Annotated in this window: 11 protein-coding genes and 1 tRNA gene; 10 read left to right on the forward strand and 2 right to left on the reverse strand. The window is 68.5% G+C overall.

Annotation, left to right across the window (positions count from 1 at the left end):
- The first annotated feature begins 224 nt into the window (after nucleotides 1–224).
- The 5 genes from ACKUB9_RS11125 to ACKUB9_RS11145 all read left to right on the forward strand — a co-directional run bounded on the left by ACKUB9_RS11125 (nucleotide 225) and on the right by ACKUB9_RS11145 (nucleotide 6,056).
- Nucleotides 225–827, forward strand: coding sequence for a translation initiation factor IF-2 (locus tag ACKUB9_RS11125; protein ID WP_407521810.1), 603 nt, complete (start codon nucleotides 225–227; stop codon nucleotides 825–827).
- 405 nt (nucleotides 828–1,232) lie between these two features.
- Nucleotides 1,233–2,141 carry a LysR family transcriptional regulator gene (locus ACKUB9_RS11130; protein WP_407521812.1) on the forward strand — a complete coding sequence of 303 codons (909 nt, stop codon included), beginning with the start codon at nucleotides 1,233–1,235 and terminating at the stop codon, nucleotides 2,139–2,141.
- Nucleotides 2,142–2,242: 101 nt separating this feature from the next.
- Entirely contained in the window at nucleotides 2,243–3,127 is an 885-nt protein-coding gene (locus ACKUB9_RS11135; protein ID WP_407521815.1) for an NAD(P)-dependent oxidoreductase, read from the forward strand.
- Nucleotides 3,127–4,677 (forward strand): aldehyde dehydrogenase family protein, encoded by a 1,551-nt coding sequence (locus ACKUB9_RS11140; RefSeq protein WP_407521817.1) that lies wholly within the window; start codon nucleotides 3,127–3,129, stop codon nucleotides 4,675–4,677. Before ACKUB9_RS11135 ends, ACKUB9_RS11140 begins: the two co-directional genes overlap by 1 nt.
- A 32-nt stretch (nucleotides 4,678–4,709) precedes the next feature.
- Nucleotides 4,710–6,056: a DUF3100 domain-containing protein gene (locus ACKUB9_RS11145; protein ID WP_407521819.1), complete on the forward strand. Its 1,347-nt coding sequence runs from the start codon at nucleotides 4,710–4,712 to the stop codon at nucleotides 6,054–6,056.
- A 60-nt stretch (nucleotides 6,057–6,116) separates the two neighbouring features.
- Here ACKUB9_RS11145 and ACKUB9_RS11150 read toward each other — a convergent pair whose 3' ends face one another.
- Both ACKUB9_RS11150 and ACKUB9_RS11155 read right to left on the reverse strand, forming a co-directional pair.
- Nucleotides 6,117–7,739, reverse strand: coding sequence for a peptide chain release factor 3 (locus ACKUB9_RS11150; RefSeq protein WP_407521821.1), 1,623 nt, complete (start codon nucleotides 7,737–7,739; stop codon nucleotides 6,117–6,119).
- Between the two features lie 114 nt (nucleotides 7,740–7,853).
- Complete coding sequence (locus ACKUB9_RS11155) at nucleotides 7,854–8,615, reverse strand: SDR family oxidoreductase (protein WP_407521823.1); 762 nt, start codon at nucleotides 8,613–8,615, stop codon at nucleotides 7,854–7,856.
- A 118-nt stretch (nucleotides 8,616–8,733) separates the two neighbouring features.
- On the opposite strand from ACKUB9_RS11155, the gene ACKUB9_RS11160 reads away from it, so the two are divergent.
- The 5 genes from ACKUB9_RS11160 (at nucleotide 8,734) to ACKUB9_RS11180 (ending at nucleotide 12,849) form a co-directional block, all read left to right on the forward strand.
- A tRNA-Gln gene (locus ACKUB9_RS11160) sits at nucleotides 8,734–8,808 on the forward strand.
- A 223-nt stretch (nucleotides 8,809–9,031) separates the two neighbouring features.
- Nucleotides 9,032–9,355, forward strand: coding sequence for a hypothetical protein (locus tag ACKUB9_RS11165; RefSeq protein ID WP_407521825.1), 324 nt, complete (start codon nucleotides 9,032–9,034; stop codon nucleotides 9,353–9,355).
- Nucleotides 9,356–9,964: 609 nt separating this feature from the next.
- Nucleotides 9,965–11,299 carry a calcium-binding protein gene (locus ACKUB9_RS11170; protein WP_407521827.1) on the forward strand — a complete coding sequence of 445 codons (1,335 nt, stop codon included), beginning with the start codon at nucleotides 9,965–9,967 and terminating at the stop codon, nucleotides 11,297–11,299.
- A gap of 136 nt (nucleotides 11,300–11,435) precedes the next feature.
- Entirely contained in the window at nucleotides 11,436–11,666 is a 231-nt protein-coding gene (locus ACKUB9_RS11175) for a hypothetical protein (RefSeq protein WP_407521829.1), read from the forward strand.
- Nucleotides 11,667–12,648: 982 nt separating this feature from the next.
- On the forward strand, nucleotides 12,649–12,849 hold the full coding sequence (locus ACKUB9_RS11180; RefSeq protein WP_407521831.1) for a hypothetical protein: 201 nt from the start codon (nucleotides 12,649–12,651) through the stop codon (nucleotides 12,847–12,849).
- The last annotated feature ends 1,472 nt before the right edge of the window (nucleotides 12,850–14,321 follow it).

Below are 14,321 nucleotides of genomic sequence, written 5' to 3' on the forward strand. Positions count from 1 at the left end.
GGGTCCACTTCGCCGCCAAAAGCGGCGCCGTGGCAAGCGATGCCGCCGGGACGACGCCCTGGCAGGATCCGTGACCAGGGCCTCCAGGGAGGCGCACCGCCCGATCGCGTCGATCCGGCAGGCGGATGGGTGCGCCCAAGCACGCCGCCAAGGTCCGCCGCATGCGACAGAGATCAGGACACGGATCGGATCCCACCGACGGATCGGTTCTCACGGAGATCGCCATGATCAAGCCCTCTCTCGCCGCTGCCGCCGGTCTCACCATCGGGCTGGTCACCGTCGCCCACGCGAGCCTCACGCTGAAGTCTCCGGCTCCGCCGGCTACGCCGGCGATCGGCCGGACGGACGCCGATCTCGTGCAGGCGCCCCCGCGCGCCGAGCCGAAGGCCTACGCCGAGGTGAGGAACCTCGCGCCCGTCAGCATGAGCGATGCCGACGAGACGCAGGGCACCAAGGGCGCTCCGCGCGTGATCGACCTGCCCCGGGCGGACGCGCCGAACCAGGGCTACGTTCCGGCGCCGGCGCGGCCCGTCCCGGCCGAGCGGCTGGCGCAGGCCACGCCGAGCCCGGCGGCTGCGCCCCCCTCCGCCTACGAGGAAACCCCCTCCCGTCCGGAGCCGGCCTACGCGCCTCCGCCGCGCCGCGGCGCGCGCACGGCCCCGAGCGCCCGTCCGGCCGAGTACCGCACGGCCAGCTACAACGGCGGCCAGGGCGCGACGTGGAAGACCGGCAGGAACGAGTACGGCTTCGAGGGCACCTTCGGCGGCTGCCGCTTCACGGGCTTCAGCGGACCGCGCGGCTTCAAGCTCGACCGCAACTGCCGCTGAGGCCGCGGTCCGGTCCACCCGAGGTCCGCGCGGCCCGGTGAACGCTGCGTCGACCCACCTCCCCTACCCTGACCTTTGAGGGGGAACCGTCCGGCGGACCGTGCGAGGCTGCGCCGGTTCGGTGCCGGTCCCCCAATCCCCCCGGCGCGGAACAGCGGGTCGGGCCGCGCAACCGTGCAGCGGTCGCGTGCCTGGCCCGTCCTGCCGATCGACCGCGCCGATGGCCGGCGAGCACGGCCGGGCAGGAGGACCAGGGTGCATCCCGCGAACGGTGCCCTTGCGGAGGCGCGCAAGGGGGAGGCCTCCCCCGCGGAATCGTCCGCTCCCCGCCGAGAAAAGTGATGCGAGGCTGAGGGAAGCGACGCAGGCTCCGGCGGCCCGCCACTGCGAACCGTCTCCCGCGCGATGAACGACAGAGCCCTGCGCTACTTCCTGGCGGTCGTCCGCACCGGATCGGTCCGGCGGGCGGCCGAGGTGCTGAACGTCGCGGCCTCGGCCGTCAGCCGCCACATCCACGAGATGGAGGCCGAGTGCGGCCAGCCGCTGCTGGAACGGCTGCCGCGCGGGATCGCGCCGACGGAGGCCGGGCGCGTCGTGGCCGAGCACGCGCAGCGGCAGGCCGACGAGGCCGCGCTCCTGGCGGACCGGCTGGAGCGTCTGCGCGGGGTCCGGCAGGGCACAGTGCGCCTGTGCTGCGGCGCCGGCTTCCTGGTCGATCTCCTCGAGAACGGTCTGGCGAGCTTCGCAGCGGCCCATCCGGGCATCACCTACACGGTCTCGCTCGGCACCACGGCCAGCATCCTCGGCGCGGTCGCGCTGAACGAGGCCGATCTCGGCCTCGCCTACAACCCGCCGGCCCATCCCGACCTGCATAGCGTCGTGGTGGCGCGCCAGCCGCTGCTGGCGGTCCTGCCCCTCGGCCATCCGGTCGCGGCGGGCTCGCAGCCCATCGCGCTTCGGGCCTTCGCCACCGAACCCGCCGCGCTCCTGCCGCCCGACCACGGCGTGCGCCAGCTCCTCGGGCGCGTCGAGGCGGATGGCGGCTTCCGGCTGACGCCCCGGCTGGAAACGAGCTCCTTCGAGCTGCAGCGCCGCTTCGTCGCCGTCGGCATGGGCGTCACCTTCCTACCCCGCTTCACCATCACGGCGGAATTGCAGGCCGGATTGCTCGCCGCGCAGCCGCTCGCCGATCCGATCCTGTCCTCCGCCACGGCCCACTTGGTGGTGCGCACGAACCGCCGCCTGCCCGAGCCCGTGGCGCGCCTGACCGGCTGGCTCGCCGAACGCCTCGTCGCCTTCCAGACCATCCCGTGATGTCGAAGTGTTCGCAAGATCAGAACGCTCCGTGCGAAAAGCTCTGATTGCCGCAACACAGTTCCTGCGCGATCGTTCAGCCGGCAACAGGACGGATCGGCATGGACATTCAGACAGTCGGCGTCGTCGGGCTCGGCAACATGGGCCTCGGGATGGCGGCAACGCTCGCCCGCAAGGGCTTCCGGGTCGTCGGCACCGACGTGAACGCGGCCCGCCAATCGGCCGCCGGGGCGGCGGGCGTGCGCTTCGTGCCGGCACCCGCCGAGGTGCTGCACGGGGCCGACGCCCTCGTGGTCTCGCTCCCCTTCGCCCGCGACGTCGAGGCGGTGGTCACCGCCGAGGGCGGGCTGCTGGCGCGGCGTGACCGCAAGGTGGTGGTGATCGACACCTCGACCTCGGACCCGCAGACTACGCGCCGGCTCGCGTCCCGGCTCGCGCAGGCCGGTCACGCCCTGCTCGACGCGCCGGTGAGCGGCGGTCCCTCGGGCGCCGCCGAGGGCACGCTGACCATGATGGTCGGGGGAGACGAGGCAGACTACGCCATCGCCCGGCCGGTGCTGCAGGCGATGTCGGCGCGCGCGCCGCATGTCGGGCCTTCGGGGGCCGGCAACATCGTCAAGCTCGTGAACAACCTCTTGGTCGCCGCCCACTTGGTGACGACCGGCGAAGCGATGCGCCTGTCGGAGGCCGCCGGCCTCTCGGCCGAGGAGGCGGTGGCGATCGTCAATACCGCCACCGGCCGCAGCGTTGTCAGCGAGGTGATGGTGCCGCGATGGGTCCTGCCCGGGACCTTCGACAGCGGATTCTCCGCCGGGCTGATGCGCAAGGACGTGCGCCTCGCGCTCGACCTCGCGGCCGAGTCCGGCCTCGACCTGCCGCTCAGCGCCCATGTCGGCCGGATCTGGGAGGAGGCGCGCGCGCGCCTGCCCGACACCGCCGACTTCACCCGCATGGCCGATTACCGCACCACCGAGGGAGAGAGCTGATGGCGGCGCATCCGCAGAGCGAGGCCGCCGCGCGGCTCGACACGCTCCTCGCCGAATTCCTGCCCGGACGGGACCTCGGCGACCGCATCGGCAGCGTGGTGGCCGGCGAGGTGCTGACCGGCGGCGGCGGCCCGCTCGACCTCGTCAACCCGGCGGACGGCCGGCTGATCGCCTCCTACCGCGACGCGGGCGAGGCGGTGGTCGGCGCGGCCATGGAGGCCGCGCGCGACGCGCAGCGGATCTGGTGGGGGATGACGGCCGCGGCCCGCGGGCGCGCCCTCTGGGCGGTGGGGCAACTCGTGCGCCGCCACGCCGCCGCGCTCGCCGAGATCGAGACGCTCTCGGCCGGCAAGCCGATCCGCGACACGCGCGGCGAGGTCGCCAAGGTCGCGGAGATGTTCGAGTACTACGCCGGCTGGTGCGACAAGCTCCACGGCGAGGTCATACCGGTGCCGACCTCGCACCTGAACTACACGCGCCACGAGCCCTTCGGCACGGTGGTGCAGATCACGCCCTGGAACGCGCCGCTCTTCACCGCGGGCTGGCAGATCGCGCCGGCGCTCTGCGCCGGCAACGCGGTGGTGCTCAAGCCCTCCGAACTCACCCCCCTCACCTCCCTGGTGCTCGGGATGCTCTGCGACCGGGCCGAGGGCCTGCCCCGCGGCCTGGTCTCGGTGCTGGCCGGCGCCGGCCCGACCACGGGCGCGCCGGCGATAGGCCATCCCGACACCCGGCTCGTCGTCTTCGTGGGCTCCGCCCAGGTCGGTGCGGAGATCGCCGCTGCGGCCGCCCGCAACGTGGTGCCGAGCGTGCTGGAACTCGGCGGCAAGTCCGCCAACATCGTCTTCGCCGATGCCGATCTCGGCCGCGCCATCCTCGGCGCCCAGGCGGCGATCTTCGGCGGCGCCGGGCAGAGCTGCGTCGCCGGCTCGCGCCTGCTGGTGCAGCGGGCGGTCCACGCCGAAGTGGTGGAGCGGCTCGCCCGCGCCGCCGCGCTGATCCCGATCGGCGCGCCCACCGATCCCGAGACGCAGATCGGCCCCGTCAACAACCGGCGCCAGCTCGACACCATCGCCCGGATGGTGGCGGCGGCGCAGGATTCCGGCGCCCGGCTCGCGGCCGGCGGCGGCTGCCCGGAGGCTCTGCGGGACACCGGCGGCCTCTACTACGCGCCGACCATCGTGGACGGCGTGGCGCCGGACGCATCGATCGCCCGCGAGGAGGTCTTCGGGCCGGTCCTCACCGTGCTGCCCTTCGAGACCGAGGAGGAGGCGGTGGCGCTCGCCAACGCCACGCCCTACGGGCTCGCCGGGGCCGTCTGGACCTCGGATGTCGGGCGCGCCCACCGGGTCGCGGGCGCGGTGCGCGCCGGGACCTTCTGGGTGAACAGCTACAAGACCATCAACGTGGCCTCGCCCTTCGGCGGCTTCGGGCGATCGGGGTTCGGCCGCTCGTCCGGCCGCGAGGCGCTGATGGCCTACACGCAGACCAAGAGCGTCTGGGTCGAGACCGCGGCCCAGCCCGCCGTCGCCTTCGGCTACGTCGGCTGAGGCCCCCCAATCCCACCCCCAGGAGGCCCGTCATGGATACCGGTTTGGCCGTCGATCGCGTCGCCGCGGGTTCGCCCACGGCGGCCGGGGGCACGGCGCGACTCTTCCTCTTCGCTCTCGTGCTCGTGGTCGCCGCCGAGGCGATCGGCACCGTGTCGATCCCGCTCGGCCCCGGCAAGATCGTCCTCCTGCCGCTGCTCTGGGCCCTGCTCCTCGGCGCGGCCATCGGCCTGGCAAGCCGGCGCCTGCCGGGGCCGCTCGCGGTCAGCCCGGCCCAGCAGCACCTCGCCGCCGCCTACCTGCAGCCCGCGCTGCTGATCTTCATCGCCAAGCTCGGGCTCCTGGTCGGCGGCTCGCTGCCCAAGATCCTCGCCTCGGGCTGGGCGCTGGTCTTCCAGGAATTCGGCCACTTCTTCGGCACGATGGTCTTCGGCCTGCCGGTGGCGCTGCTGCTCGGGATCAAGCGGGAGGCGATCGGCGCCACCTTCTCGGTCGGGCGCGAACCGAGCCTCGCCATCATCGGCGAGCGCTTCGGCATGGATTCGCCCGAGGGCCGCGGCGTGCTGGCGGAATATCTCACCGGCACGGTGTTCGGCGCAGTGTTCATCGCGCTGCTGGCCGGGCTCATCACCAGCCTCAACCTGTTCAACCCGCTGGCGCTGGCCATGGGGGCGGGCGTCGGCTCGGGCAGCATGATGGCGGCGGCCTCCGCGGCCATCGCGGCGCAGCAGACGCCGGAGGTGGCCAAGGACGTCGCGACCTTCGCGGCGGCGAGCAACCTGATCACCACGACGATCGGGACCTACTTCACGCTCTTCCTGTCGCTGCCCTTCACGATCTGGGCCTACAACCGGCTGGAGCCGCTGATCGGCCGCACCCGTCGGCAGGAGGAAGCGGCGCCGGCCGAGACCGGCCCGGCGCCGCACGAGGAGCCCGCCCTCGGCACGCCGGCCCTGATCCTGGCCTGGGTGCTGATCGGCGCCTACGGCCTGATCGGCAACCGGCTCACCTACGGCACCGCGCCCGACGCGGCGGTGATCGGCGGCATGGCGATCATCATCGCGGTGGTGCTGGCGGGCTGGGCGCTCTACCGCCTCGCGGGCCGCCGGCTGCCGGCGGTGATCTGGGTCTCGCTGATCGGCATGGCGCTGACGCATCCGGCGATGCCGTTCTCGGCCGACATCGCCGCGCTGACCGGCAAGGTCAACTTCCTGGCGCTCGCCACGCCGATCCTCGCCTTCGCCGGCCTGTCGATCGCCAAGGACGTCCCGGCCTTCCGGCGGCTCGGCTGGCGCATCGTGGTGGTGTCGTTCATGGCGAATGCCGGCACCTTCCTGGGCGCCGCCCTGATCGCCCAGTTCTGGCTGCACGCGGTCTGAGCGCCGCGCCGAGGCGGCGACCCGGACCGGAGCCTGTCTCCAGCCGGGGTCGCACCCGCGTCAGGCCGCCCGCTTCTGGTAGTCCTTGACGTCCGTGAAGCGGATCTCGGTCCAGCGGTCCTGCTCGTACTTCAGCGAGAAGGCCGTGGTGGCCATGAAGACCGGCGCGCCGTCGAGGTCGGAGGCCATCGAGGAGCCGTGGGCGGCCATGAACTTGTCGAGTTCGGCCTCCTGGTCCGCCTCGATCCAGCGGCAGATGGTGAAGCGGGTCGGCTCGTAGTCGATCGGCAGGCCGTACTCGGCCTGCAGGCGCTCCTTGAGCACGTCGAGCTGCAGCGCGCCGACCACGCCGACGATCGCGCCCGCGCCGTCGTGCGGCAGGAAGAGCTGCACCACGCCCTCCTCGCCCATCTGCTGGAGCGCCTCGCGCAGCTTCTTGGCCTTCATGGCGTCGGTGAGCTTGATGCGCCGCAGGATCTCGGGGGCGAAGCTCGGCACGCCGCGGAAGATCAGCTCCTCGCCCTCCGTCAGCGTGTCGCCGATGCGCAGCGTGCCGTGGTTGGGGATGCCCACCACGTCGCCCGCAAAGGCCTCGTCCGCGATGGCGCGGTCCTGCGCGAAGAAGAATTGCGGGGCCGACAGCGAGATCGGCTTGCCGGTGCGCACGAGGCGCGCCTTCATGCCCCGCGACAGCCGCCCCGAGCACACGCGCATGAAGGCGATGCGGTCGCGGTGATTCGGATCCATGTTCGCCTGGATCTTGAACACGAAGCCGGTCATCTTCGGCTCGGTCGGCGCCACCTCGCGCCGGTCGGCCGCCTGCCCCCGCGGCGGGGGCGCCACGCTGGCGAGCCCGTCGATCAGGTCGCGCACCCCGAAGTTGCGCAGGGCGCTGCCGAAGAAGACCGGGGTGAGGTGCCCCTCGCGGAAGGCCGCGAGGTCGAAGGGCTTGCAGCCGCCTTCGGCCAGCTCCGCCTCCTCGCGCCACGCCGCCGCCTCGCCGGCCTCGGGCAGCAGCTCGTCGAAGAGCGGATCGTCGAAGCCCGAGACCGGCACGGTGCCGGCCTCGTCCGCCGCGTCGAGCCGGCGCACGCGGCGCTGCGCGAGGTCGTAGGTGCCCGCGAAGCTGCGCCCGCGCCCGATCGGCCAGGTGACCGGCGCCACGTCGAGGGCGAGCGTCTTCTCGATCTCGTCGAGGAGGTCGAACGGGTCGCGCGCCTCGCGGTCGAGCTTGTTGACGAAGGTGACGATCGGGATGTCGCGCAGCCGGCAGACCTCGAACAGCTTGCGGGTGCGCGCCTCGATGCCCTTGGCCGCATCGATCACCATCACGGCGGAATCCACCGCCGTCAGCGTGCGGTAGGTGTCCTCGGAAAAGTCCTCGTGGCCGGGCGTATCGAGGAGGTTGAAGACGCAGTCGCCGTACTCGAAGGTCATGACCGAGGTCACGACCGAGATGCCGCGCTCCTTCTCGATCCCCATCCAGTCGGAGCGGGTGGCGATGCGGTTGCGCTTGGCCTTCACCTCGCCCGCGAGCTGGATCGCGCCGCCGAACAGCAGCAGCTTCTCGGTGAGCGTGGTCTTGCCCGCATCCGGGTGCGAGATGATCGCGAAGGTGCGCCGCCGCGCGACGGGGTCGGCGGGGCGCGCGGGCGCGGTCGTGGGGGCGGTCTGCATCAGCATGGGGAGCGTACGGCGGTGGGCCGCACGGCCTCGCGCGGCGGATGACGGACAAGATGGGGTGGCGCGGGCGCCGCGTCAGCGCCCGCGCGCTTCTACCTCATCCGGGCGCGCCCGTCAGCCGCGGCCGATGAACGGCATCGTGGTGGCCATCACGGTCATGAACTGCACGTTGGCTTCGAGCGGCAGGCTCGCCATGTGGACGACCGCGTCGGCGACGTGGCGCACGTCCATCGTCGGCTCGGGCCGGGTCGAGCCGTCCGCCTGGAGCACGCCGGTCTGCATCCGGGCGGTCATCTCGGTGGCGGCGTTGCCGATGTCGATCTGCCCGCAGGCGATGCCGAAGGCCCGCCCGTCGAGGGAGGCCGAGCGGGTGAGCCCGGTGATGGCGTGCTTGGTCGCCGTGTAGGGCGCAGAGTTCGGCCGCGGCGCGTAGGCCGAGATCGAGCCGTTGTTGATGATCCGCCCGCCGCGCGGATCCTGCGACTTCATCAGCCGGAAGGCGCCCTGCAGACACAGGAAGGCGCCCGTGAGGTTGGTGTCCACCACCCGCTTCCAGGTGGCGACCGGAAGCTCATTCAAGGGCACGGGCGGCGCGCCGATGCCGGCATTGTTGAACAGCACGTCCAGCCGACCGAACGTCTCCTGGATGTGCGCGAACAGCGTCGCCACCGATTCCTCGTCGCCGACATCGGTCGGTACCGCGATCACCCGCCGCCCCTTGGCCTCGACCTCGCCCCGGACCGCCTCCAGCGGTTCGGCCCGGCGCCCCGCGAGCGCGAGGTCGTAGCCCGCGCCGGCGAGCCCCAGCGCCACCGCCCGCCCGACGCCCGAGCCTGCTCCCGTCACCAGCGCGATCTTCTGCGGCCCCGTGCTCATGGCGTCCTCCCGTCCCGTTTGATGTGGCGCGTCCCGCTTAGCACCCGCCCCCGAGGTCTCCAACACGGCCCGGTTGCCACCCGGCCTCCCGATCGGCTAGGACACCGCGTCGGCACGATGGGGCGTCGCCAAGCGGTAAGGCAGCGGTTTTTGGTACCGCCATTCCCAGGTTCGAATCCTGGCGCCCCAGCCACTTTTCTCTTTAGATTTCAGCGCTTAGCGTGGCGGACATTTCCGCCACGTGAGAACAAAATGCGTTTTCCGACGCACAAGAGTCGGCACACCCCGCGCTCTGCGCCGCGCCCGGTTCGCTGATTTGCGTGCAGCCCCGACTGCACAAAAGTCGGCACAGGTTTTCGACGTGCGGCAGGTTGCCCCCTCCCCGCCAGCCCCCGTCACCCCTTAACGGTCGCTACATGACCCAAGACGAAGAGGTTCTGGTCCTCGTGCAGCAGGTGGAGAACCGGCTCTGGGAGGCTTTGAACAAGCGGTACACACCGGCGACCGCGGCCGACATCGAAGGAAGCCTCGTTCAGTGCGCGCTGGCGGCTCTCGGCGATTTCTCGAACCACATCGCGACCGCTGTGTCTCAGGCTGAAGAAGACCCGTCCGACATGCTTGTCTCCCTCACTCCGTTGACCGCCGTGGGCGAGAAGATGCTTCGTCGGATGGGCGGCGATGACGTGCCGCGGCTTCAGGCAATCGCACTCCGCCCTGAAGGGCCTGATTCCATCCGCTGAGGACAACGCCTCCTGCGCGGCTGGGGCGAATGCGCTCGATCGGCCGCATGCTCGACGCGCCTCCACCTGCCGCCCCCTCCCCCGCCGTCCTCGAATGGTCCCGCGGTCTCGCCAGCCTCTCGCCGGGCCAGGCGCCCTGCCCCGGCTTCCGGCCGGAGGACCGAGTCGAGACCCAGTTGATCTGCTTCCGGCAGGCACACCGGGGTGGCAGTTCGTCTGCAATAATATGAATGGTGGAAGGGACGCGTGATCGGTTCCGTGCGACAATCGATACGTCCCGCCCTTCAAGAGCGGGACAGCGGGCTGGGCGGCGGACCCCTTCAGAACACACGCCCGGCCCGCACTTCCCTTCAGCGCGCAGCCAGCGGGCTCCTGCGTCAATCGCGGCATCGGACCAGCGCGTCAGGGGCGTCGACCACACGGAGGCACGGCAGCTCGCTCTTAGCCTGATCGAGTGCACGTCTCGTATGTGGCTTTCATCGCGTCCGTTGGAAGGGCCGCTTCGCTTCGGCGGTTGGGCCTCGACTATATCGTGCGTTATTGATTTGCCTGCTACCCCACCTAACTTCCTCCCGCCGCCGCCTCACGGCGAGCAAGGGAGGGATCGCAATGGCGACCATCAATGGCACCTCGGGCGACGATAACCTCATCGGCTCACCTCTTGCCGACTCGATCTCGGGAGCGGCGGGCGCGGACATCATTTTCGCTGGTCTGGGTAACGACGTTGCACTCGGTCAGGACGGCTTCGACCGCATCAAAGGCGAGGAAGGCGACGATTTTCTCTCAGGCGGCAACGACATCGACTATATCGCAGGCGGTCCAGGAAAGGATTTGATTTTCGGAGACGAAGGAGATGATCAGATCGTCGGTGAAGATGATGACGATGTGATCTACGGCGGCACCGGAAATGACTACGCTGCGGGCAATGCCGGTAATGACACCCTGTTCGGCCAGGCAGGAAACGACTTCTTCGTCGGCGAGCCGGGTGCTGATCTTGTTTACGGTCAAGATGGAGACGATTTCGTTCAGGGCGGCTCGGAGAACGACTTCGTTTCGGGCGGGAATGGCCGTGATGCCGTGTACGGAGATGCTGGCGACGATCTCGTCTACGGTGACGAGGACGATGACGTCGTCAACGGCGGCAGTGGCGCTGATCAGGTCCGGGGAGGCACGGGCAATGATACCGTCATCGGCGCGCTCGGCAACGATTTGGTCTACGGTGAATCCGGCAACGACGCTGTCTATGGCCAGGATGGCAATGACTTTGTCTCGGGCGGCGAAGGCAATGACGCCACCTTTGGCGGGTTGGGTAACGATTTGATGTTCGGCGACACAGGCGACGACATCATGTTCGGCGACGACGGACGCGAGTCCGCGCGTGGCGACTTTGGCAATGATGACCTGCGCGGTGGTCAGGGCAACGACATACTCTACCAAAGCGAAGGCATCGACACACTCACTGGAGAGCAAGGCCGCGACATCTTCGAGTTCAAGTTCAACAATCCCCAAGCCATCGTGAGCGGCGCCACCGCTGCAGGGTTCACGAACATCACGGACTTCAACGCAGCTGAGGATCGACTGAACTTCGATGCCGCAGGGCTTGGGGTGGATCAACTTGGTGCAAACTTCGTAAATAACTCGTCGGCTGGAGCATCGACGCGGGTCAACAGCTTCTATAGCGGTGCCGCATCCGGAGCCAATGGTCAGAGCGTGATGGTGCTCACGGATCAGGCGTTCGCCTCGGCAGGTGCAGCCGCTGCGTCCGTGAACGGCGAAGCCACCGGCGATCTGATCGTCTACTATAATTCGACTGTGAACGTAGGCAGTCTGCTCTATGTTCGAGGCGAGAACGACGTCGTGTCGATCGCGCGCTTCACGGATGTGCAGTCAGTATCTGATCTGGCGGCCAAGAACTTCACGCAGGACAATTTCGTCTTCGTGTAAGTTGCGGCGCGCATTGTCATAACGAGAGCGTCAGGACTTTCCTCTCAGGATGGATGGTCCTGACGCTCCAGCTGGACGAGTGCCGCGACCTCCACGATGGTATTCGCGCGCGACCCTCTCGCAGGTTCGCCGCTCGGTGGACGACTTCGGCGCCGAGGCCGACCGGCTCGGCTGGGACACCCTCTCCCTGTTCAGCGTGCACCCGAAGTCCGGGGCGATCCGAGCGGACTGGTGTGGCGTGCTGATGCCCTGCCTCTACCCGGTGACAGAGGTGACGGGCGACTTCCTGCGGGTGCAGCTGTGGCGGTGCCAGAAGAACAAGCCGGCACGGTATCAGGGAATGCCAGTGTGGGAGGCTGGCAATTGAAAATGCGCCACGGGTTGAGCGAGTTCGAGGAGCGATCACAAGATGGCAGCAAGCTTTCGCGCCGGTTTTTGAAGTTGGAACGATCCCTCCTTGATCACGACATTGGCGGTATGATTTTAGAAATTGAGCCTTTGTGGATTATGTAAGACTGATGAAAGATTTCCTTGTTATGCTTCCACGGAAGAAAAAACCAAAGAATCATACTTCGACATGGATGGATTTGTCTTGATTGGGAAGGATGGGCTTGCACTGACGTCAACCCGTTGAACCGGGGACGCTCTCGCTTCAGGTGGCGTTGCCAGCGCGCGATACTGTAAATCGCATAAATATATCTGCATGTCCAAAACTATACCTAGATATATGCTCTGAGTCAGAGCATTACTAGTACATCTCACATTGCTATTTAGCCGCGTGGTATTAGGATAATTCCCGGCCAACAGGTCACGTACCAATAGCGAATGTCGTCATTGACCACAAAGGCATAGGAACATTCCGCGATTAATGCCGTTGGTGAATTGAAAGGAGCGCCAATGTCGAAATTTATGGCCACCGCGCTCGTGCTTCATGTTTTTCTAGGTACGGCCGTGCTTGCTCAATCGCCTGGCTCTTCGCAACGGAGCCGAAGCGACGCTCCGAACATGCCGCCAGTTCACGAAACCATCCCGGAGCGCATGCGGCCCGTAGATCCCGAAACCACTGGCAGCGTGCGCCGGGCTCCCTCTGGTAGCCGCGGTGGGGACTCGATTCCGGAGAAAGCGCCTCGTTTGCTGCAGGAATAAGCAGGTGTAACAGAAGAACGGCGACAAACATGTGTGTTAGCCTCTGTATTGCCGATTTTCCGGCGTGAAATTGCGCGGTTATTCCGATGTAGACGCTCCACCACCGATTTCCAGGCGATCGTCTTCATGCAGGCCGCTTCCGAAAAGATGGGCTTGGATCGCTGAGCCTAAAGGCAGAGACCAGCACGGATGGGCGTTGAGGTATGCCCGACACCCTCGCTCTCGGCGGCCTCTACAAGGCCAAGCGCCTGACCGACGACCTGAAATGCGCCGTCGCCGGCTACCTCGCCGACCCGACGCCCGGCCCGCGCGAGATCACGAAGGGCAACACGCTCGACATCGCCGCGGCCGTGCTGGCGAGCCCCTCACGCGACCGAGATCCTGGCGCGCGAGGATACACCTGAGGCGCGGCGGCGCATGGCGGTCCGTACCGCAATCTTGCTGGCGAGGGCGGCATAACCACTGTGTTGGAAATCTGACGCTGCACGCCGGCCCCATCTGCCACCCTCCTTTCTCTCGCGGTTCGGTGCTGACTGGCATAGGCTCGGCGCCGAGCGGGAGGCCACTGCGATGTCGGATCGCCGAGAACTTTACCGAAGCCCTAGCGGAGACACTTGGTACCTTGGCCGAGAGCCGCAGAATGGCAGGGCACTCATCATCCACCAACCCAATGGCCCGTCAGGAGGGCAGCGCAGGCACATCGAGTTGGGAGTGTTCTTGGCCGACGGTACGGGCAGGCCGGAACAGCAAGCCTTGCTCCGCCTGATCGGCACGCTCGTCGAGGTTCCTCCGTACGCAGAACCGCGCTGAGGGTTAGAGTCGGAAGGCGGCGCGCCCGGCGTGAGGTATGATGCGGCGCCGGAGCCAGGACGCTTTCCGATGCCGATCTCTTTCGACGCCACGTGGCTGCCGAGTGCTGATGGCCGAACGCGCGTCCGGCAGGTGTACCACAGCGGCGAGTCATCGGCCGGGTGCGGCGCTGGCAAGAGGCCGAGCTGGGCGAACGAGGACCGCGATCGTGCTGGCAAGGGCTGAGGCGTAAAGGGACCGCACAAGAAGGCGCCGGCTCGGGGTGAGGTCCGGCCGGCGCTGAAGTCGAAGATTCCGCTAAGCGGATCATTCGCGACGCGACCGGCTTGTTCCGTCTCTGCGGCCGGCAAGGCTGCGCGCATGCAGAACACCGGCCTCGCCTTCGCGATCGGTCTCGTCCTGCTGAGCTGTGCGACTCTCCTTTTGTGGGTGCTCGGCCTCTAAGGATCGAACAGCGCGCCTGATCACCAGCACGGCCGCCGCGAAATGGTGCCGTCCGCCACTTGATCTTTGTGGGGGAAGCGCCCCCGGGGCCGTGCGAGGCTGCGCGCGCTTCGTGCCAATTCATCCTTGGAGCGGAACAGCGGGTCGGGCGCCTAAACGTTTCTCCCAAGCAGCGAGGACGCCCGGCCCGTGCTGCACCTCCTGTCCTGATCTTGGTCAGGGAGCCGCCCCGTGGGCCGTGCGAGGCTCTGCCCGTTCCGCACGGTCCACGCGCTCCTGCTGCGGGACAGCGGGCCGGGTGTCGGATTCCTCCCTTGTGACACCCGGCTCGTACCTCTCCCTCTTCAGCGCGCAAAGGAACGCCGGCGCGGGGGGAGGGTCCGACCGGCGTGTAGAGAGATCCTATGTGCGTGTAGGGACAACCACCCCTGGGCGGGACTAATTCCTCGATGCGAGCGGCCTGTAGTCGGATGCGGCCAGCAGCTCGCGGGAAATCGCCAGAGCTTCGACGCTCCGACTGCAGCACTCTCGGTCGATGACGGCGAGTGCGTCGTTCCGCGCGAGGAGAGCGGCCGTCTGTGTCCTGGCGAGGGTGAGTGGGTCGTCGATCGGCTTCATGGCC

Origin of the sequence: Methylobacterium oryzisoli, assembly GCF_046557895.1 — a bacterium.
Classification (GTDB): Bacteria; Pseudomonadota; Alphaproteobacteria; order Rhizobiales; family Beijerinckiaceae; genus Methylobacterium; species Methylobacterium oryzisoli.